We start from the raw sequence: 19823 nt of genomic DNA, 5'->3' as shown, positions 1-19823 counted from the left end.
AAAAATACAAAAAACTTATTTCTGGCTGTCAATTGAATGTAGCGGATGTTGTCTTTATAATACGAAATGTAATAAAGATTTCAAAGTAAATGGCCATTACAATGAATCAGCAGATTCCAAAAAAGATATGGGGAAAGGGGATCGGGAATGAAAATATATTTGAGCGAGTATATCTGTCCCAAAGCGGTGGAAACTCTGAAAGAAAAAGCGGAAATTGTCGATACTTGGGATCATTTAGAGGAATTGGATGCAATTGTACTGCGAAATGTGGATGTCACAAGAGAAATGATGGAGCGGGCGAAAAAACTAAAGGTTATAGGAAAACATGGTGTAGGCTGTAATACAATTGATTTGGAGGCTGCAAAAGAATTGGGCATTACCGTATTGAATACGCCCAAAGCCAATACAAATTCCGTAGCGGAGCTCATTGTAGGTTTGATGCTGGCTGCTGGGAGAAATATCAATCACTGTGACCGGGTAACAAGAAAAGAAGGTTTTACCAGAATTGCGCCGCCGGAAGTCAGTGGACTGGAATTAGAGGGAAAAACAATAGGCTTGGTAGGTATGGGGAATATTGCCCGCAGGGCCGGAGAAATACTAAAGGGTGGTTTTTCTGCAAAGCTGGCAGGGTACGATCCCTATTGTTCCAAAGAATTGGCAGAAAAGCACGGCATTCAGAAATATGAAAGATTAAATGATATGTTGGAGATATCTGATTTTGTAACGATCAGTGTGCCGCTTACTCCATCGACCAGAGATTTAATTACGGCAGAAAATTTCAGCCATTTCAAAAAGGATGCGGTTTTAATTAATACGGCACGTGGAGGAATTGTAAATGAGGATGACCTATACGAGGCATTGAAGAATAAAGTGATCCGAGCAGCCGCCTGTGATGCTTTTGTGGAAGAACCGCCAAATGGAAAAAACAAGCTGATGTCATTGGATAATTTTTGCGCGACGCCTCACATTGGAGCGGATACGGACGAGGCATTACAGCGAATGGGTATGGAAGTGGCAGAAGAGGTTTTAAATGTGCTGGAAGGCAGGGAAACAAAGTACAGAGTAGTTTAGAAAGGCAGGATAAATATGGGAGAAGCTGTTTCAAAGGATTTTAACAAATATGTAGAGTATTCTGCGCATGCGCCATGGAAATTAAAAGTGGAACCTTTCCGGGTGGCGCCGGCGGTTTATTATGTGGGAAATGAATGGGTCGGGGCGTTTCTGGTTGATACGGAGGAAGGGTTGATTCTTATAGATACCTGCATGTTTGAAAATGTATATCTTACGATAGAAATGATCCGGGAGTTGGGATTTGACCCTAAAAATATACGTCATATCATGCTGACGCATTGCCATGTGGATCATGCGGGAGGGGTAAAGCCGCTTCAGGAACTATCCGGCGCTGTGGTTTGGATGTCGCTGCAGGATGATCTGTTTAAGGGAGAACCGGCTAATTATGAAATGGATGATTTATTTTATGTGCCGCCATATGAAGTGAACCAACATTATGACCACAGTAAAACGATGCAGTTTGGTGATGTTGCAATTAAAACAATCCTTACACCCGGACATACGCCAGGGACAACATCATTTATGATTACAAGTCCGGATGAGGACGGAAGACCTATTACTGCTGCAATTCATGGAGGGGTAGGGCCTATCACAATGAAAAAAGACTATCTGGAAAAATATCACCTTCCGCTCAGCCTGCCGCAGCAGTTTATAGACGGATGCGAGATGCTTAAAAGTTATCATGTTGATATTGCTGTTCCAAGCCATCCGGCTCATGGTAATCTGTTTGGGCGGAGATCAAAAGATCCCATGGATTATAAGAGTTTGATTGACGAAAAGCAGTGGCCGGAATTTTTAGATTCCAGAATACAGTTTGTCAGGGATATTCTATAGGGGGATAGTTTATGAGTAAATTGACAATTTGTTTGATTATATGCGCATTGACTTGTTTTAGTTATTTGTGGGGGAAATTTACATTGGCAACTACGGCAATGATTTCTATGATGCTGTTTTTGCTGACCGGATGTGTTGATGCCAATGCGGTGTTATCATCCTTTGGAAACAGCACAGGTATTATGATGGTAGCAATGTTTGTGGTGGCAGCAGGATTCAGCCGTACTCAGTTTGTAAAGAATCTGGCCGGGAATATTTCTAAGGTGTCTAAGGGAAACCTGACTAAAGTTTTGATCGGATATATGCTTGTTGCCGTTTTATTATGCCAGTTTATTCAATCAAATCTGATTCCTTTCTGTATTCTGTATCCGCTCCTGATGGCTACTGTGGAGGATATGGGAATTAAATCCAGTAAGGTAATGTATTCTCTTGGCCTGGTATGTATTATCACCACGGGAGTTCTGCCTCTTGGAGGCGGAGCAACCGTATATGCGGAGATGAACGGTTACTTGGAAGCAAATGGTGCAGATGTACTTATGGCAATTACCGACCCTATGAAAGCACGCCTTCCTTTGATGGTTATTATGACGCTTTATGCAATTTTTCTGGCGCCTAAATTTGCACCGGACAATCCTGTAACGGATACCAAATCAGTTGATCTGAGTGCGGCTGAGAAAACGTTGAATCAGAAACCTCTTCCTCCGTTTCAGGAGAATATGGGATATATTATTTTCTTCGGAGTATCCCTGGCGCTGCTGTTTTCCTCTAAAATCGGGCTGCCCATATGGGAAATTGCCATCATCGGTGCAATTCTCGTGGTAGTGACTGGAGTTCTCAGCCCTAAGGAAGCTACGCAGGCCATGCCGATTTGGGTGTATCTGTTATATGTTGGTTCTATTGTTATGGCAAATGCGCTTAGTTCTACAGGAGCCGGAGAAGCGGTCGGAAATATGCTGGCGGGGTTTGCAGGCAGGCTGAACAGCAATATTTTGATCTATCTGATGTTTTTTATAGTTCCGTTCATCGTTACACAGTTTATTTTCAACCGTTCGGCAATGCTGATATTCTATCCAATTGTAATTCAGACCTGTTTGAGCCTTGGAGCAAATCCTATAGGGCCTGTTATCTGTGTACAGGCGGCCTGTTTATCGGCGTTCGTAACGCCTATGGCAACGGGAACCGTATCTTACTTTATGGGTGCAGGGGGATATGACCTGCGAAGTGTTCTTAAAATGTCACTGCTTCCGATTCTGATCTGCTGTACGGTAAGTGTGGTATGGAGCAGCATTGCATTTCCGTTATTTTAGATATTTATTGAGGAGAGATTAAGGAGGAATTTTAAAATGAATTTATTTGATAACACGCTTCGTGATGGAGGAAATGTGGTAGGACATGGATTCTCTAAAGAACTCACGGCAAGTATTATTAGCGGTTTGCTGGACTGCGGAATTCAGGATATTGAGATGGGAAACTGCAAGGGGCTTGGAGCTTACAGCCTTTTGGGAGCCGCAAATGCACCGTCTGATGAGGAATATTTTGGAGTTTTAAAGCCTTATCAGTCAAAGGGCAGGATTGGTATGTTCATGCTGGCAAAATGTGCAGAGGAAGATAATATTAAAAGAGCGGCATATGCCGGTTTAAACTTTCTTCGGGTAGGCGCAAATGCCGGTGATGGAGCCGGATCTGTAAAAGCGGTGGAAATGGTAAAAAAATCCGGTTTAATCTGCCGCTATTCCCTGATGAAGGCATATGTCTCAACTCCGGAAGAACTGGCGGACGAAGCAAAGATGCTTCAGGACGCAGGTGTTGATAAAATTACAATTATGGATTCAGCCGGAACCATGTTTCCGCAGGATGCGTCTGCATATGTGAAAGCGCTAAAAGAAAAGGTGACCATACCTGTGGGCTTTCATGGACACAGTAACCTGGGACTTTCTCAGGCAAATGCATTGGCGGCGGCAGATGCAGGCGCAGATGAAATTGACTGCGGCCTTCTGGGAATGGCGCGCAGCGCAGGGAACTGTGCCACGGAGCTTGCGGCGGCCACTTTGAAGAAAACAGGGCATTTGGAGAATGTTGATCTTTATAAATTGCTGGGTTATCTGGATAATGAACTGATACCAGCTATGAGTACATACAATTATCACGTTGCAGTGAATCCTACGGATTTGATGCTGGGGCTTTCCGGGTGCCATTCCAATTACTTGGGGATGTTTAAGAAAGCAGCTGAAGAAGAAAAAGTACCGCTTCTAAAGCTGATTGCGGATGTATCGGAAATTGACCGGAAGAATCCGACGGAATCTTTGATAAGAGATATGGCGATAAACATGAAATTAAGCTAGTAAGCGGTCAGAAATTTTCAGTATATCCGAATATGTTTCCCTCTATCCCATAGATTTCACTGAGAGGAATCCTTAAACCATCCGCCATAATGATTAGATGGCTGTACATGTCTATTTTTCTGACATTACCGGTGGCCGATATATATCGGCCGCCGGATTTTTTTTCATCAGGCTGGAAATAGGTGACAGTTATCTCAGGCTGACGAGCCAGCATTTCCTGTATCATTCTGAGCTTTTCATCAAGTACGGCTTTGGCATTTTCATCCAGTTCCACCCTTTCGTCAGTCAGCCGGGCGGTTTCTTTAATGGCTGCGTCATGGCCGGTTAGAGCGGCGAAGGGGGCGAACTGTGCGGCCCGGTCGGAAACTGGCATAGGAGGGTGGACGGATGAAACATGGTGTGGGAGATGAATGATATCGTCGTAACGGTTGATATTAGTGTTTTTGTCGTCCATATGTTTCTCCTTTCCACGAAAACTTATGATTTGTGTCCGCCGATCTGCTGGTTGCGTTCTTTCGTCATAGCCCCTTCTTCCAGGTTCATACCTTTTAAAATCGCATTTTTTCCGAATTTTTTCTTGATTTCCAGCATTGCCTGTTGCATCTGCTTTTCTCGTTTCAGCTTTTCTTCCTCTTCTTTATTCTTTTGTTCTAATGCTTCATAATCTGTAAAAAGGTCAAGCTGTTCAAATGATTGTGTTTTGGCAGACAGATCTTCACTAACCACATGATTGGCCGTAATATAGATTCTTCTTACCATCAGATTCCTGTCCACGATATTATCATATAATTTCATTACGGCATCCATGATCAGCATTGTAGAAGAGGTTTGGCGCCCGATGTTGGCGGTGCCGTGGGCATGTTTGGGGATTTTGCGTCCGTAATGGTCTGTGGTGATCTCGCCTTTATATAATTTTTTGATGGAGGGATCTGTAAGGTTGTCTATGTCATATCCAACCGTGAGAACCAACTGGTCTGTTACAAGTCCCTTTTCCACCAGATCGAGGACTAAAAGATCAGTCATTTCCTGTACGATCAGCCGCGCTTTTTTATAGTCATAGGCGCACTGCAGTACCTGGCCGGAACCGATGCTGTTTGCCGCAGGTTTGTACGATTTGATGTCGGCCATGGTACACGGCTCCCATCCCCAGGCATGATCAATCAATAGCTCGGCATTGACGCCGAACAGTTTATAAAGAAGTTCTTCGTTGTGGTATTCATTGGGTTTTCCGATGGAGCAACGGGCTACATCCCCCATAGTATATAAACCGTTTGCTTCCAGTTTGCGGGCATAGCCCTTACCGATACGCCAAAAATCAGTCAGGGGGCGGTGGTTCCACAGAAGCTGCCTGTAAGACATCTCATCCAGTTCGGCGATCAGCATTCCGTTCTCATCGGGTACAATCCGCTTTGCCATAATATCCATGGCGATCTTGCACAGATACAGGTTGGAGCCGATTCCGGCGGTGGCCGTTATTCCGGTGGCCTGAAAGATATCCTGTATCATCTTCGCCGCCAGTTCCCGGGCCGTAAGATGGTAGGTGCTCAGATAGTCGGATGCATCGATCATCACTTCGTCTATGGAGTAGACGTGAATATCTTCCGGGGAAATGTATTTCAGATAAATATTATAAATCCTGGTGCTGTATTCCATGTAAAAGGCCATCCGGGGCGGAGCCGTGATATAGGAGACCGACAGTTCGGGAGAAGATTTCAGCTCATCCGCATCACAGGAAGAACCGGTAAATGTCTTTCCCGGAGCCAACCGCTTTCTGTTGGCATTGACTTCATTGATCTTTTGCACGACCTCAAATAACCTGGGGCGGCCGGGAATGCCATAGGCTTTGAGAGCAGGCGATACGGCAAGACATATGGTTTTTTCTGTCCGGCTTGGATCGGCAACCACAAGGTTGGTGGTTAAAGGATCTAAATACCTCTCCCTGCACTCCACGGAGGCGTAAAATGATTTTAAGTCAATTGCGATATAAGAATGATTTTCATTTGACACGACGGCAGCCCCTTTCAATAAGATGATTTATAGTTATTTTATCATATTAGAAGGGGAATTAACCATATTTTTTTAATGGATACGTTTAGCAGGTACCTTCTGTATTGGGAAGGTCTACAAGCGTGTAGGAATAATCCAGCGCCGGGAGAAATTTCGTTAGGAGATCAGAGGTCCGCAGCTTTAAGCTGGAGGTATTAATGCAGGGATGACAGCCGAAAAACTCATGACGAATCACGTCCCGGTCAATCAGCAGCCTGGTAGATTTCTGTTTGTCATTGATCAGACCCAGGATTGAGACGGAACCCGGAGTGATGTCGAGAAACTGTTCCATAAACTCCGGTTCTGCAAAAGAAAGCCGGGAGGAACCTATCTGTTTTGAAAGAACGGCTGTACGGAATTTTTTGCAGCCTGGCATGAGAAGCAGGTAAAATGTGGTTTTCTGTGCATTTCTCAGAAACAGGTTTTTACAGATTTCAATGTTTAAAATCTTGTCTATATCGTGGCAGGCAAGCACGGTATCTGTGGGAGAATGGTCTACACGTTCATAGGGGATGTTCAGTTGATCTAAAAAATCATAGGTTCTCAGTTCTTTGTCCATCCGCCCGTCGGGATTAGACGGCCGTCCGCTGTAAATCGTTTTATCCAGATAAAATCCGTCATTTAGGGTAGTCATATGCTGTACTTCCTTTTGTCTTTTTAGACATTATTATAGTAGGGGAGAGAAGAATTGCAAGTGTTTTTATATCTTTAAGACATCTGCATGCTGTGCTTTATCCTTTTGATTCCTATCAGAGATAACGCCAACAGATAAAATGCGCATATCAAAAAGAATAATAAAACGTTCTGTCCCAGCACATCCTCCGATTTGTTGGAATTCATGCCTAAAAGCATCTGTGAATAGGGCCAGAGAAGTCCGGCCTTTGTATTGGCGGCAATCATACCCGTAACGCCGCCCACCAGTCCCACGGCGATGGGAGTGGCAAAGTTTTGTATTTCAGTGGCAATGAGAAACTGTAAGGAGGCAATTACAAAGGCGCCGGCCAGTCCGCGGATCATCCAGAAACAGAGATCGGCGGGCGGCAGACCCGGAAGGCCCATGATCTTCCCGGAGACGAAAAAGAGCAGGGCAAACCATATCTGGGTCATCCCGGAGATTGCGCAAACCAGAATGAACTTGGATAGGTAGATGGTGTGATATGGTACCGGGCGGGCGAAGAGAGTGTTCCGGCAGCTGTTAAAATTCTCATATCTCCATAAAAATGCGCAGTATGCGCCGATTAACGGAGCGAAGAAGAAAGTGGCATAGAATAAGGTTACCTGGGTCCAGTAGGAATACCAGCCGGATTTTAAAAGATCCAGATTGGACAGATAATTCCCTGCCCCAAGCAGGATTGGTATGACGGGAATCAGCAGAAAGGCCGGCCATATCAGGGTTCCTTTGCATTTCATTCGTTCACAGATGATTGCTTTTTTAATCATAACTTTTTCCTCCTCACATGTTTTCACGGACGGTTTCTAAAAAATGTTTCTGCCCGTGACGGTACAGGATAATGATTGCGGCAGCCAGTACGGCCATCCAAAGAAACGGATACGTATCCCAGGAATAGGTGGTGTACCGTGTTGTCTCATCATATATATATCCTGCATTGCACAGCGACGCATAGTAGCCCCACGGTATCAGATAGCGCAGCGGCCACCTGTTTAAGAACCAGGAAAACAGCCCGGTAAATGTGCCTCCTATACTTATAAAAATGGGCGTCAGCTGATTGGTGAATTTGAGGGAGAGGTTCAGCTGAAGGATGAATATGCAGAGGGAGGTCAGAAATATGGTTGTAAAATATCCCGGCAGATGGGACACGGCGCCCGCTCCGTATGGCTGTGAAATGATCCAGAACAGAATTGTCTGCATCAGAGTAAACAGGATGATATAAAAGCTGCCGGCCATCACTTTGCCGCGGTAAATATGCTCCGGTTTCTGCATGGTGCAGAGCCATTTATAAGTATTTCCCATCTGTTCCATATCGCACATCCGGCTGGCTAAAGCGGCCAGCACAATGGGACACAGGATGGTGTTCATTAAAAGAAGGTTGGTGAATACCATGGCGCTCACATCGTTCAGACGGGAGATGTCTAAGTCATCTATGCACCAATATGTCCAGGCTGTGATGAGGGTAAATACCATCAGAAACAGAAGCGGGATATGACGGCGGCGCAGTTTGCGCATCTCCAGGGAAAATTCTGTCTTTTTATTCATAGTCCCGCCTCCTCTACCATGTCAAGATAGATATCTTCCAGGTTCTGCCGTTTTTCTTCCGCCCGGTACAGATCAATTCCATGGTTTTGCAGGCTGCGGATTATCTGCGCAAGTATCCAGTCAGGGAGAAATGGAAGGAGGATACCGTCGGCTTTGGAATAATAGAAGCTGTCTGAGGCAGTGGTATCTTTTCCTTTGTGAAGCAGGAGGGAAAGGTCCTCATTTTCCCGAAGCAGGGAGGCTGCGCCTGTGTCATCCGAGGTGCGCAAATAAATCTGACGTGTGCTGCGTGCCTGGAGCATGGAATGGGCGTCCTGAAATATCAGTTGTCCGGCGGATATGATACCGATGTGGTCTGCGGTCTGCTCCATTTCCGCAAGAAGGTGGCTGGATACCATTACCGTCATTCCAAAGTGTTTTGGGAGGCTTTTAATCAGTTCACGCATCTCATGGATACCTGCCGGGTCCAGACCGTTGGTGGGTTCATCTAAAAGTACCAGCGCCGGCGAACCCAAAAGGGCATTTGCCAGGCCCAGGCGCTGTTTCATTCCCAGAGAATAATGCGCGGTCCGCTTCTTTTTCTGCCCGTCCAGGCGAACGATGGAAAGAACCCGGTCAATCTCCGTGTAAGGAAGTCCCCTCAGCATGCAGCTGATCTGAAGGTTTTCATATGCGGTGAGATTACCATAATAAGAAGGGTTCTCAATCAGGGAACCTACCTGGTTCAGGATGGAGATGCGGCTGCGGTCATTCAGTTCGGTCCCGTTGATGCGGATGCTTCCGCCGTCCCGGCTGATTAATCCCAGAAGCATTTTCATGGTGGTGCTTTTGCCGGCTCCGTTGGGGCCCAGAAATCCGTAGATGGAGCCTTCGGGAATGCGAAGATCCAGATGGTCCACGGCGGGGGTGCCCCGGTAGATCTTTGTAAGCTGGCTGGTTTCAATAATATATTGTGCCATTTTGATATCCTCCTTGTATTTGCCGCTGTTTTCTATAGGATTCAGGATAATGAAGCATCCTTATGCCTTCCTTTCTGCAACCTTAAATTTACCTTAAATGATTCAAAAAATGATTCCCTGTCCCGGTAAATCAGCTATAATAAACCAAAAGGCAGGTGATTGGAATGAAGCTTAAAGAAGCGCGGATTTTAGTGGTGGATGACAACCGGGAGCTGTGCAGTTTGGTGGAAAATATTTGTAAGCAGGAGGGTTTTTCTTATGTGGAGACAGCTTTTTCCTGCCGGGAAGCGGAGGAGAGGATAAAAAACGGCGATGTGGACTTTCTTATTCTGGATGTTAATCTGCCGTTTGAAGATGGATTTTCTTTTTTTCAGCGGATTAAGACAGTGCTGGAAGATAAGCGGATTCCGGTTCTGTTTCTATCTGCGAGGGATCAGGACGAGGACCGGCTTCAGGGACTGGATCTGGGGGCGGATGATTATATGACGAAACCATTTCTTCCAAGGGAGCTTGTACTGCGTATCTCAGCTATCTTAAAACGGACCTACCGGCTGGAAGAGCAGTCAGAATGTTACCGGATGGGAAACCGGGAAGTGGATCTTTCTGCAGGGGTGGTGAGAGTTCTGGACGGCTCGGGGAAAACCATTTCCCTGACAAATAAGGAATACCAGCTTTTGAAATTATTTCTGGAAAACAGAGGAAGAATACTGACATTTGATGTCTTGTCGGAATCGGTGTGGGGAGAGAATTATTTCGATTATGAGAATACATTGATGGTACATATCCGCAAACTGCGGGAAAAGATAGAGGAGAAGCCATCGGAACCGGCATTTTTAATTACGGTGAAAGGATTAGGGTATCGGATGAACAGATGAAAAGTCTGATGAGAATTTATTTTAACTATATCGCTACAGCGCTGGTGATAATTTTTGCGTTTGCTGCACTGCAGTTTGTACTGTTGGCTGTCATAACCTCGAAGCTTTATGAAAATGACAGCGGCGGAAAGAGGCATTCCATCGCCCGGGTATATGAGATGATGGATGAGGATGGGCAGGAGGCGGCCGCCTGTCTTCAGGAGATGGGAGTTTCCTTTGCCATGCTTCTGGATGATGCAGGAACCCCGATTTGGAGCTATCAGCTGCCGGAGCATTTAAACCACACATACACAACCTCCCAGGTTGCATCTTTTACCCGCTGGTATCTGGATGATTATCCGGTTTATGTATGGGGCGGTGAAAAGGGACTTTTGGTAGCCGGATATCCCAAAGGGAGCATATGGAATTATGCGGTCCATCAGGATATGGATAAGTTAAAGGGGATTTTTACATTTCTGTCGCTGAGTTTTATCAGTACGTTGGCAGCAGCGGTCCTGATTCTGCTGGTATCAGGATTCCGCTATTACAGACGGATGCGTATGATTGCGGATGCGATCGGACAGCTGGCGTCCGGTGGGAGCGTCCATCTGGCAGAAACCGGGAATATGAAGGAGATTGCCTGTACCATCAACCGCACCTCCGACCGTTTGACAACGCAGCGGGAACAGCTGGATAAGAGGGATGAGGCGCGCACGGAATGGATCAGCGGGGTATCCCATGATATACGGACCCCTCTGTCCCTGGTTATGGGATATGCGGATATGATAGAGCGCCAATCTGATACAGATCCTGAAATCCGGGACAAAGCCGCCTTAATCCGCGCGCAGAGCATCCGCATCAGGAATCTGATTGAGGATTTAAACCTTGCCTCTAAGCTGGAATATAATGTACAGCCGCTTCGCAGGAAAAAGGTCTTTTTGGCAGCAATCCTGCGCAGGGTCGCTGCGGATTTATTGAATTCCATGGAGCAGGCGGAGCGTTATCCTTTGGCCATCTGCATTGAACCTGGATTTGAAACAGTTTCCTTGGAAGCGGATGAGCAGCTTTTGTTTCGCGCATTCCGGAATATTGTTGGCAATTCAGTACGGCATAATGAAGATGGATGCAGCCTTGGCGTTCGTGCCTGGGTGGAAGACGGATGTCCCCATGTGGTATTTTACGACAGCGGCTGCGGTATTCCTCCAGATGTCTGCCGTTATTTAAATGAGGGACGGATGCCGGAGGGGAATGTGCATCTGATGGGGCTGCGGATTGTGCGGCAGATTATAATGGCACATGAGGGGACTGTCCATGCAGGGAAGAATGGACGTGAGATTGAGATCGTGTTCTAGGAGGTTGTGAATAGAGAAGAGATTGCTGTTTAATAAAAATTAGCAATCTCTTCTTTACGTTTGCCATCAGATTGTTTCATGATCTGAGTGTTAAGCATTCGAATAGGTATTTAAAGAGGGAATCGAGCAGTATGTGAGGCTGTTTCTTCACGAAATTGTAAGGTAATATTTAACAGATGATTCTATTATTTTCAGAGAATATCATTATAATGATAGATAAATAGAGTTGTCATTTTTATAAATACAGATGATTGTGAGCGGTGAATGAGTGTGAAGGATTTTAAGGCAAGTAAATGCGGTTAAAGTTGATTCAGTAAAACCCTAATAGCATGAACTGATCGTGAAAGTCAGACATCGCTAATAAATTCAGAAACAGGAGGAAGCAGATTGCATAAATGTATTCTAATAATAACCATGATGGCAGCAGCCATTGGAATATCTGCCTGCGCAGGTGCGAAGCCTTCAGAGGTGAAAAGTTCTGAGAAAGAAAGTATAGAAGCTCCGTTGACCATGGAAACAGATGCACCGCTTCCAATGATCTATGTGCAGGGACAGCTTTACCGGCTTTTCAGCGAGCAGAGAGAACCTATGGGAGATTCCGGTTCCGTGACAGGGTATATCCAGTCATCTGTGGAAACGGATGAGACTCCGATGGAGGAGGAACAGTCCAATTTTGGGGAAGTGGGAAATCCATACTGTCTGGATGAAGATCATGGCCAGTTAGTAGCTATGATAAATGATGAATGGCAGAGGTTTACCGCTGTGAATCTGGAGGTAACTCCGGTAGATTTGGATCGTTTATCTAAACCGGTGGATTTATTGGGCGCCGATGGAATGGAACTTAATTATATCGGCGAAGATATTATGGTTTTTCATAGTTTTGCCGGGGTGTTTGTGTGTAAATTTACAGAAGACGGATGGGTGCTGAGTCAGACACTGGATCTGGAACCGTTGGAAGGGACTGCGACTCAGGGAGATTATTTTACATTTATCAGAGCCGATGAACAGGCGGTATGGATATCTCCGAAATGTTATGCTACGGATAACGAGATTCCGGTGACGTATAAGTATCTGATAGCTGAGAACCGTTTGGAACTTGCTGGAAGATTTGAAGAAGAGGAAGATGATTACCTTAGATGGAGTTATTCAGAAGAGGGGATGGCTCTGAAAGAAACCGTCCGCAGCAAATTAGAACAGGAGGGGATGGTTATCTCCAATTTGTATCCGGTCTTATATATGGATTCTGAGGTGTACGGATTCATTGCCGTGGATTCCGGGGAACGGTCTTCGATTCAATATGGACGTTATTGGAAGACATCGGGAGAAGTGGAGTTGGAGACGATTCCTGTAAAGATGTCGGGTGATTAGTGTGTACCAGTTCATTATTATAATGAACTGGCTGATTCTATTAGCTGCAAATCCTTGGATTTGCAGCTTTTTGTTTAATAAGAATTCGTTTTTGATAGCAGCGGAAATAAGCATAAAATATTCGAAAAATTATCTTCATCTGATATCAGACAGCATATCCTGGAAGATATGTACATGAATTTGTTCATCCAGAATAATACGGTTTAACAGCTCTGTAATACACTGATCCTGAATCATGGCGGCCTGTTTCTGATATTTGGCAATTGTGTTCAATTCCCCGCGGAGGGCATTTTGCAGCAGGGCATTTAGCGGGCGGGGGTAATGATTGCAGGCCGGAGTCCAGTACCGGGGGCCTTTACCGCCGTATGACCATAGCCGGGGGTCTGCGCCCAGCATATGCGCCAGCTGAGAGAAGATGTTCAGATGATGCATTTCTACAATGCTGATTTTGTGAAAGATATCGGCATAATCCTTTTTTGTTTCCGTCAGGATTACGCTGTTGTAAAAATACAGGCTGACGGCTGATATTTCCGAATTGCAGGAGCCGGTGTTGCTCAGCATTTCCCTGGCATAGCGTGAATTGGGACACTCCACTTTGATAGGAGGATAAGGGCTTGGATCTGAAAAACTGCTGATAGATAACATAAGAAAACTCCTTTATAATATTAACTTAAACTAATATAGTAGGAATCGGACAGGAATATGCTATAATCGGAGAGAAAGACGGAAACCGGAGGAAATTGACCGGAAAATAACTGAAAGGTGATGACAGAAAATGATAAACAGAGAAGACATGCTGGAATTGACGAGAAGAATGACACTTTCCAGAACATCCTTTACCAGAATAGCGGGCTGCTATGTGGACAGGGATGGAGATTTTGACGGAAGCTTCAATACGAATTTCCTGAAATTATCCTCACAGGAGAGAACAAAAAAATTAAAGCTGGCAAAGGAAATCCCTTTTTCAGCTACCAATACGAATCTAAAAAAATATGAATTTCCACAGGAAGCGCGAAAAGCGGGGAGTATGTGGCAGCTTCTTATGGCTATGAATGAATGCGGACTGAAAAATGACGCTTTGATGGATACATTTTATGACGTTGTTATGGAAAATTATTGTGCGGATTCCGAATATGCAATTCTGGTTTTCCATGACCGGTATGACATTCCGGCTAAGGGCTCGGATAAGGAACGGCAGTGGGAATCGGAAGAAGTATATGAATATATGATCTGTGCCATCTGCCCTTTGGAAGAGGAATATGAACCGGGAAAGCCGGAGTGCGGCTTTTTATTTCCAGCATTTACGGACAGGAGCGGGGACCTGAACCACATCGCCGTATTTCAGGCGGATGCGGCCCGGCCCCATAGGGAATTATTAAAGACTTTAGGAGTTTCTTTTTGAGATTAAATCAGCTGGTCTTCTGGGAATCCCAGCTCTAAAAGCATATTTTTGGAGACTCTGACATTTATCTCCAGTATTTCCGTTAATTTTGCGGCAAATCCCTGGATATCCTGGTTCTGAAGCAGTTTTTTCAGTTCGAGAGCAGTTGCCACGTAAACACTGCTGACCCTCGTTCTCTGATATACCATGTAAAGGGCATGGCCCCACAGTAAAATCTGGTAAAGCTGGCGGTATACCTCCCGGATAAAAGGCGAAGGACTTTTTTCACCGATGAATTTGAGGCAGGTTCCGCTGAGAAGAAATGTTATCCGATCCTCTATGAGCTGTTCGATAGTCTGGCTGAATGCTTGTAAATCTTCGCTGCTTAGGGCGGATAATGTGTGAACGGAAACATTTTTAGCGGTTAGGGCGCAGATTTGCAGAGCCTGTAAAAATAAAATAAGGCTATTTCGAATCTGTACATGAGAAAAATCGGGATAACCTGCATCTTCGATAGAAACCACCCTGGTTCCAACCCCGTTGAGCGTTTCGGTCATGCACATATCGCCCAAAAGCTCCAGAGTCCGCCTCATGGTAATCTGGGAAACGCCATATTCCTTGGCTAATGCCTGGCAGGAAGGAAGAAATTCGTTGGGTTTATAGACCTGTTCATTAATATTCTTCATCATTTCAGCGGCCAGGGTATAGCACAGCTGGGGACGTTCCCAGTAGATATGCCATTTAAACGGCACCGGTTCCACCTGATCGTATGCATCAGCGGCAAAGGGTATATTTTCAAAAAACTTCAAGGTGACATCGCTGGTAAACTTCATCATCTCATTCACCGCGCGGGCGGCGTCTCCATCCTCCACAAATGCCAGCATCCGTTCAATATGAGAGGAGGACTGGGGATCTGTATCATCAAAATCAGCAACCCGCGGAAGATAGGGAGTCCGCAGATACCGGATTACTTCCCAGCTTAAATTCAGAGCCAAAGGATTGTTTAACGGCTGCATCGCTTCTAAATAAAACAACATGAGCTGTTTGGACGAATGTCCATGCAGCTTTTTTAGATGCGACCGTATCTGGTTAATTGAATCCTTGTTTTGCATTTGAAAATAGTGGAGAGCAATAGGGCCAAACAGAATTTTGAAGGAACGGCAGATATCGATCATGCCTTCCCTACGGGAAAGAAAAGAGTATTGATACTGCTGAATCTGATGTTCGTCCGGATGATATGTGACAATGCTGTGTTTGCGCTCGGTGGTTTCTATGTAGCCGTCTTCCCGCATTTTGGCAAATGCGGCCCGGACGGTCTGTGCACTGACCTGGAACTGCCGGCGGACGTATCTGATGGATGGAAGGCGGTCTCCCGGAAGATGATATCCGAATAGGATACGGGAGGTAAAATAATCATAAATAATATCTGTCATACTGTTACTTTGCACCGTATATTCCCCCTTATTTATTAACTGGATAAATTATATCATAGTTGCATGATATCCGCCATATTCATTCAAGAAACAAGATATGAGATTGCATTTTATAGGGAAATCAGATATAATAAACTGATACTAACATGAACAAGGAATGCGGGTAAGAGGGGATAGGCAGGTGTGAAAAATGTCGGAGAAGAGAGAGACAGGTGCTGCTGGGCAGATGAACAGTCAGACAGTAACAAATTATGAATACAGCGTTTTGACCAGCCTTTTAGAGGTCAGCGTCAGCAAACATTTGTTGGATGGCCATTTTACGCTTATTTGGGCCAATGATTTTTTCTATGATCTGATTGGTTATTCCCAATCTGAATTTGAAACCCGGTTCCATAATCATCCGGACGAATATTTTTATAATAATCAGGAGGGACTTCAGCTTCTGAAAAATTCTGTTGAGACGGCTCTGAAAAATGGGGAAAAAGGCAACACGGTATATCTGCCCCTGTTTTCTCCTGAAGGGACAACATATTGGGTCAGGCTGAAGGCTTCTTTTATGGATGAGTATATTGACGGATATCAAATCGCCTATACCACGCTGACGGATGTAACTGAGGTGATGCAGGCGCAGCAGGAGCGGGAACGGGCAAAAGAGATTTTTGAAAAACTGGCCAATGAGCAGGCCATGCTGATGAGCGCGTTGAATGTCAGCGTCAGCAAGCATCTGATTGACGAGCATTACACCTGCATTGGAGCAAATGAATATTATTACCAGCTGATCGGCTATTCAAAAGAACGGTATGAGGAGCTGTTCCATAACCGTCCGGACGAATATTACCGGAATAATCCGGAAGGCTGGGAACTGTTGACGAGCAAGGTCACGGAAGTTCTGGAAAACGGCAGGGATCAGTATGATATGATTGTCCCCATGAAATATGAGGACGGATCGAGTTACTGGGTGAAATTGTTCAGCTATTTTACGGATGAATATCAGGACGGCTACCGCATCTCTTACACGGTTATGACGGATGTGACTGCATTGGTTCAGATGAAGAATGAACAGGAGATGCTGATGCAGGCCATGAAGGTCAGCGTCAGCCGCCACTTGGTTGACGAGCACTTTACCGTGGTCTGGGCCAATAACTTTTATTATGAACTGATCGGATACAGCAAGCCGGAATATGAAGCGCTGTTTCACAACCGCTGTGATGAGTATTTTGCAGATAATCAGGACGGTTGGGAGAAAATTCATCAAAAAATACGGGAAATGGATGCGGCGGGAGAAAACAGCTATGAGCTGTTTGTGCCTCTGAAAATTCCTGACGGCTCTACCAGCTGGGTTAAGATGACCGGATTTTTTACGGATGAATATCAGGATGGAAAACAGCTGGCCTATACGACTATGGTCAATGTTACGGATATGATTCAGATTCAGCAGGAAAAAGCGGTTGCCTATGATAATATTCCGGGCTTTATCGTCAAACACCGCATTCTTCCGGATACGATTGCCATCATTGATGCCAGTGACCGGATTAAGGATGCTTTTGATATAGATTTGAATAAGCTATCTTCTTATGATGTCTATTCTGTTCTTACGCCGGAAAGCCGGGCTTTGATTGAGGAAAACCATCCCCGGTTACGGCGCGGAGAACCATTTGAAGGAACTATTTGTGTTGAGGATAAATATGATAAGGAACGGTGGTTTAGGATTCACTGTACTTGTATCGATTCTATTGCTGATGATCCGGTTTATCTGGTGGTATTTATTGATATTACGGATATTACCGAACTCAGGAGGCTGCAGCGCAAGATAGAAGAGCGTACGGAGATGCTTAACGCAGCGCTGGAGGAGGCCAGACGGGCCAACGCGGCCAAATCGGATTTTCTGTCCCGTATGAGCCATGATATCCGTACGCCGATGAATGCCATCTTTGGCATGACCACCATAGCGGCTTCCTATGTCAATGATCCGGAACGGATCACGGATTGTCTGGAAAAGATCACCGTCTCTTCCAAACTTCTTCTGAGCCTGATAAATGAAGTGCTGGATATGTCTAAGATTGAAAGCGGGCGGATTGTGCTGGCGGAGGAGAATATTAACTTAGCTGAATTGGTACAGGGTGTAATTACCATGGTGCAGCCGCAGATTAATGAAAAAAGCCTTCTGTTCAAGACGTATGTAAACAGCATTGTCCATGAAACTGTGGTCAGCGATATGCAGCGTCTGCAGCAGCTTCTTCTAAATCTTTTGTCCAATGCCGCGAAATATACGCAGCCGGGCGGAAGCATTTTACTGGAAATCAATGAAAAGCCGTCGGACCGTTCGGACGAAGCTTGTTATGAGTTTATCGTATCGGATACGGGAATTGGCATGAAGCCGGAATTTATAGACCATGTGTTTGAGCCGTTTGAACGGGCAAATGATGAAAAAATCCAGGCGGTTCAGGGAACGGGCCTGGGGCTGTCCATCTGTAAAAGCATAGCGGAATTGATGGGCGGCACGATTCAGGTGGAAAGCACATATGGCGAGGGCAGCCGGTTTGCCGCGACAATCTATCTCCGAATTATGGAAAATGAGACCGATGACGGAGCGCTGGCCAATCTTCGGGTACTGGTTGTGGATGACGATGAAGAATGCTGCTGTAACATATGTGAGCGCCTGAAAGAGCTGGGAATGGTCACAGAGTGGGTAACGGAAGGTATGGAAGCCTTAAATCAGATAGAAGAGGCTCATGCAGCCGGAAATGATTATTTTGCAGTTATTCTCGATTACCGCATGCCTCAGATGAATGGAGTTGAAACGATCCGTCTGATTCGGGAAAGGATCGGAAATGATCTTCCCATCATCATGATATCGGCTTATGATTCTTCGGAGCAGGTGGATGCCGCCAAGCTGGCGGGAGCCAATGGCTTTATCACCAAACCGCTTTTCCGGTCCCGGCTGGCCTATAAGCTGAAGCAGTTCTTAAATGGCGGCAGCGGCAGGGAACCGGTAATTGAACATCCGGTGAACGATTCTTACGAAGGAAAGCGTATTCTGTTAGTGGAGGACAATGCGCTGAACCGAGAAATTGGCGTGGAAATTTTATCTCAAACCGGTATTTCTGTGGATACTGCGGAAAATGGCAGGGCAGCGGTGGATATGATAAAGAATTCTCCGGCAGGCACCTATGATCTGATTTTCATGGATATACAGATGCCGGTTATGGATGGCTGTGAAGCGGCTGTTAAAATCCGTGCGCTTCCCCGGGAAGACTTAAAAACCCTTCCGATTATTGCAATGACGGCCAATGCATTCGCGGATGACCGCCAGAAAACCAAAGAGGCGGGGATGAACGGGCATATGGCGAAGCCGATCGATATGGATCAGCTGAGGGTGATTTTGAAAACTTGGCTTTGAAGAATTGTTAGAAAGAACAGAAGGAATAATTTATAAAGTTTGTAACCGTTCAGTTTTCCGGGGGGAAAAAGGCATCGGGAGGCAGAGCGGTTACGTCTATCTAATTGAATATAGGCTATGTCTTGACATTTTTCTGCTCCTGGTATAACATAATAGTACCAGAAAGTTTAGTATTAAACATGTTGCACCAAAGCGAAATCCCCCGGAGGCCAGTCCGGGGGATTTCTTTTGGTTAGCTGTCTTTTTTGTCTCGGTCTAACCATTTTCATATGTAGTAACCAATTACACTCTCTTTCCGATGCTTGTGGCGAAACTGGCATAAGCATTGGAAGGCTGAATGGTTATTAAATTTTGTAAAAATCATAAAATTACGAGTGACAATTACTCCCATTAATGATATACTTAGAATGTCTAACGGCAGTACTATATGCGGTTTCTTATTATATCGGATAGTTTTTCTTTTATTTCAGCTATTCCTAATTTTCCCTAATATTTTTTATTCTGATAAGATTAATTATTTTATTTCATTTTTCAAGTCTGTCATTTTATCTTATTATCATGTATTTTC

At 45.1% G+C, this 19823-nt stretch carries 17 protein-coding genes; 9 read left to right on the top strand and 8 right to left on the bottom strand.

Annotation, left to right across the window (positions count from 1 at the left end; all coding sequences use genetic code 11):
* Nucleotides 1-147: 147 nt before the first annotated feature.
* The 4 genes from C0033_RS13455 to C0033_RS13440 are packed head-to-tail and all read left to right on the top strand — an operon-like array spanning nt 148 to nt 4247.
* Nucleotides 148-1071: a hydroxyacid dehydrogenase gene (locus C0033_RS13455; RefSeq protein WP_103228395.1), complete on the top strand. Its 924-nt coding sequence runs from the start codon at nt 148-150 to the stop codon at nt 1069-1071.
* 15 nt (nt 1072-1086) lie between these two features.
* Nucleotides 1087-1905 carry an MBL fold metallo-hydrolase gene (locus C0033_RS13450; RefSeq protein WP_103228394.1) on the top strand — a complete coding sequence of 273 codons (819 nt, stop codon included), beginning with the start codon at nt 1087-1089 and terminating at the stop codon, nt 1903-1905.
* Nucleotides 1906-1916: 11 nt separating this feature from the next.
* The gene (locus C0033_RS13445; protein WP_103228393.1) at nt 1917-3212 is read left to right on the top strand and encodes an SLC13 family permease; all 1296 of its coding nucleotides are present in this window, start codon (nt 1917-1919) and stop codon (nt 3210-3212) included.
* Nucleotides 3213-3248: 36 nt separating this feature from the next.
* Nucleotides 3249-4247 carry a 4-hydroxy-2-oxovalerate aldolase gene (locus C0033_RS13440; protein WP_103228392.1) on the top strand — a complete coding sequence of 333 codons (999 nt, stop codon included), beginning with the start codon at nt 3249-3251 and terminating at the stop codon, nt 4245-4247.
* Between the two features lie 7 nt (nt 4248-4254).
* Here the strand turns inward: C0033_RS13440 and C0033_RS13435 are convergent, their stop codons facing one another.
* The 6 genes from C0033_RS13435 to C0033_RS13410 form a co-directional block, all read right to left on the bottom strand.
* Nucleotides 4255-4701, bottom strand: coding sequence for a hypothetical protein (locus C0033_RS13435; protein WP_103228391.1), 447 nt, complete (start codon nt 4699-4701; stop codon nt 4255-4257).
* 23 nt (nt 4702-4724) lie between these two features.
* Nucleotides 4725-6254, bottom strand: coding sequence for a DNA methylase (locus C0033_RS13430; RefSeq protein ID WP_103228390.1), 1530 nt, complete (start codon nt 6252-6254; stop codon nt 4725-4727).
* An 85-nt stretch (nt 6255-6339) separates the two neighbouring features.
* The gene (locus tag C0033_RS13425; protein ID WP_103228389.1) at nt 6340-6927 is read right to left on the bottom strand and encodes a prolyl-tRNA synthetase associated domain-containing protein; all 588 of its coding nucleotides are present in this window, start codon (nt 6925-6927) and stop codon (nt 6340-6342) included.
* 74 nt (nt 6928-7001) lie between these two features.
* Complete coding sequence (locus tag C0033_RS13420) at nt 7002-7733, bottom strand: ABC transporter permease (protein WP_103228388.1); 732 nt, start codon at nt 7731-7733, stop codon at nt 7002-7004.
* 13 nt (nt 7734-7746) lie between these two features.
* On the bottom strand, nt 7747-8508 hold the full coding sequence (locus C0033_RS13415) for an ABC transporter permease (protein ID WP_103228387.1): 762 nt from the start codon (nt 8506-8508) through the stop codon (nt 7747-7749).
* Entirely contained in the window at nt 8505-9467 is a 963-nt protein-coding gene (locus C0033_RS13410; protein ID WP_103228386.1) for an ABC transporter ATP-binding protein, read from the bottom strand. Before C0033_RS13410 ends, C0033_RS13415 begins: the two co-directional genes overlap by 4 nt.
* Before the next feature lie 164 nt (nt 9468-9631).
* On the opposite strand from C0033_RS13410, the gene C0033_RS13405 reads away from it, so the two are divergent.
* The 3 genes from C0033_RS13405 to C0033_RS13395 all read left to right on the top strand — a co-directional run bounded on the left by C0033_RS13405 (nt 9632) and on the right by C0033_RS13395 (nt 13041).
* Nucleotides 9632-10342 carry a response regulator transcription factor gene (locus tag C0033_RS13405; protein ID WP_103228385.1) on the top strand — a complete coding sequence of 237 codons (711 nt, stop codon included), beginning with the start codon at nt 9632-9634 and terminating at the stop codon, nt 10340-10342.
* Nucleotides 10339-11673, top strand: a complete 1335-nt coding sequence (locus C0033_RS13400) for a histidine kinase dimerization/phospho-acceptor domain-containing protein (protein WP_103228384.1) — start codon at nt 10339-10341, stop codon at nt 11671-11673. Before C0033_RS13405 ends, C0033_RS13400 begins: the two co-directional genes overlap by 4 nt.
* 387 nt (nt 11674-12060) lie before the next feature.
* Nucleotides 12061-13041, top strand: coding sequence for a hypothetical protein (locus C0033_RS13395; RefSeq protein WP_146043770.1), 981 nt, complete (start codon nt 12061-12063; stop codon nt 13039-13041).
* 135 nt (nt 13042-13176) lie between these two features.
* Here the strand turns inward: C0033_RS13395 and C0033_RS13390 are convergent, their stop codons facing one another.
* Nucleotides 13177-13686: a ferritin family protein gene (locus C0033_RS13390; RefSeq protein WP_103228382.1), complete on the bottom strand. Its 510-nt coding sequence runs from the start codon at nt 13684-13686 to the stop codon at nt 13177-13179.
* A 130-nt stretch (nt 13687-13816) separates the two neighbouring features.
* Between C0033_RS13390 and C0033_RS13385 the strand changes: the two genes are divergently transcribed.
* Complete coding sequence (locus C0033_RS13385) at nt 13817-14443, top strand: DUF4317 family protein (RefSeq protein ID WP_103228381.1); 627 nt, start codon at nt 13817-13819, stop codon at nt 14441-14443.
* A gap of 2 nt (nt 14444-14445) precedes the next feature.
* On the opposite strand, the gene C0033_RS13380 is transcribed toward C0033_RS13385, so the two are convergent.
* The gene (locus C0033_RS13380) at nt 14446-15855 is read right to left on the bottom strand and encodes a GntR family transcriptional regulator (RefSeq protein WP_242984495.1); all 1410 of its coding nucleotides are present in this window, start codon (nt 15853-15855) and stop codon (nt 14446-14448) included.
* 226 nt (nt 15856-16081) lie between these two features.
* On the opposite strand from C0033_RS13380, the gene C0033_RS13375 reads away from it, so the two are divergent.
* On the top strand, nt 16082-19255 hold the full coding sequence (locus C0033_RS13375) for a PAS domain-containing hybrid sensor histidine kinase/response regulator (protein ID WP_103228435.1): 3174 nt from the start codon (nt 16082-16084) through the stop codon (nt 19253-19255).
* Nucleotides 19256-19823: the final 568 nt, after the last annotated feature.

This window comes from Clostridium sp. chh4-2 (assembly GCF_002899675.1).
In the GTDB taxonomy this organism is placed as follows: domain Bacteria; phylum Bacillota; class Clostridia; order Lachnospirales; family Lachnospiraceae; genus CHH4-2.
Note: the sequence above shows the minus strand (reverse complement) of the source record. Positions and strands in the feature narration are given on the sequence as shown.

What these genes read in the sequence shown, in the direction of transcription:
- C0033_RS13420 (WP_103228388.1), bottom strand. Translation starts at nt 7,733, where the DNA reads ATGATTAAAAAAGCAATCATCTGTGAACGAATGAAATGCAAAGGAACC.
- C0033_RS13375 (WP_103228435.1), top strand. Translation starts at nt 16,082, where the DNA reads ATGAACAGTCAGACAGTAACAAATTATGAATACAGCGTTTTGACCAGC.
- C0033_RS13450 (WP_103228394.1), top strand. Translation starts at nt 1,087, where the DNA reads ATGGGAGAAGCTGTTTCAAAGGATTTTAACAAATATGTAGAGTATTCT.
- C0033_RS13445 (WP_103228393.1), top strand. Translation starts at nt 1,917, where the DNA reads ATGAGTAAATTGACAATTTGTTTGATTATATGCGCATTGACTTGTTTT.
- C0033_RS13400 (WP_103228384.1), top strand. Translation starts at nt 10,339, where the DNA reads ATGAAAAGTCTGATGAGAATTTATTTTAACTATATCGCTACAGCGCTG.
- C0033_RS13410 (WP_103228386.1), bottom strand. Translation starts at nt 9,467, where the DNA reads ATGGCACAATATATTATTGAAACCAGCCAGCTTACAAAGATCTACCGG.
- C0033_RS13380 (WP_242984495.1), bottom strand. Translation starts at nt 15,855, where the DNA reads ATGACAGATATTATTTATGATTATTTTACCTCCCGTATCCTATTCGGA.
- C0033_RS13435 (WP_103228391.1), bottom strand. Translation starts at nt 4,701, where the DNA reads ATGGACGACAAAAACACTAATATCAACCGTTACGACGATATCATTCAT.
- C0033_RS13440 (WP_103228392.1), top strand. Translation starts at nt 3,249, where the DNA reads ATGAATTTATTTGATAACACGCTTCGTGATGGAGGAAATGTGGTAGGA.
- C0033_RS13405 (WP_103228385.1), top strand. Translation starts at nt 9,632, where the DNA reads ATGAAGCTTAAAGAAGCGCGGATTTTAGTGGTGGATGACAACCGGGAG.
- C0033_RS13385 (WP_103228381.1), top strand. Translation starts at nt 13,817, where the DNA reads ATGATAAACAGAGAAGACATGCTGGAATTGACGAGAAGAATGACACTT.
- C0033_RS13415 (WP_103228387.1), bottom strand. Translation starts at nt 8,508, where the DNA reads ATGAATAAAAAGACAGAATTTTCCCTGGAGATGCGCAAACTGCGCCGC.
- C0033_RS13390 (WP_103228382.1), bottom strand. Translation starts at nt 13,686, where the DNA reads ATGTTATCTATCAGCAGTTTTTCAGATCCAAGCCCTTATCCTCCTATC.
- C0033_RS13425 (WP_103228389.1), bottom strand. Translation starts at nt 6,927, where the DNA reads ATGACTACCCTAAATGACGGATTTTATCTGGATAAAACGATTTACAGC.
- C0033_RS13455 (WP_103228395.1), top strand. Translation starts at nt 148, where the DNA reads ATGAAAATATATTTGAGCGAGTATATCTGTCCCAAAGCGGTGGAAACT.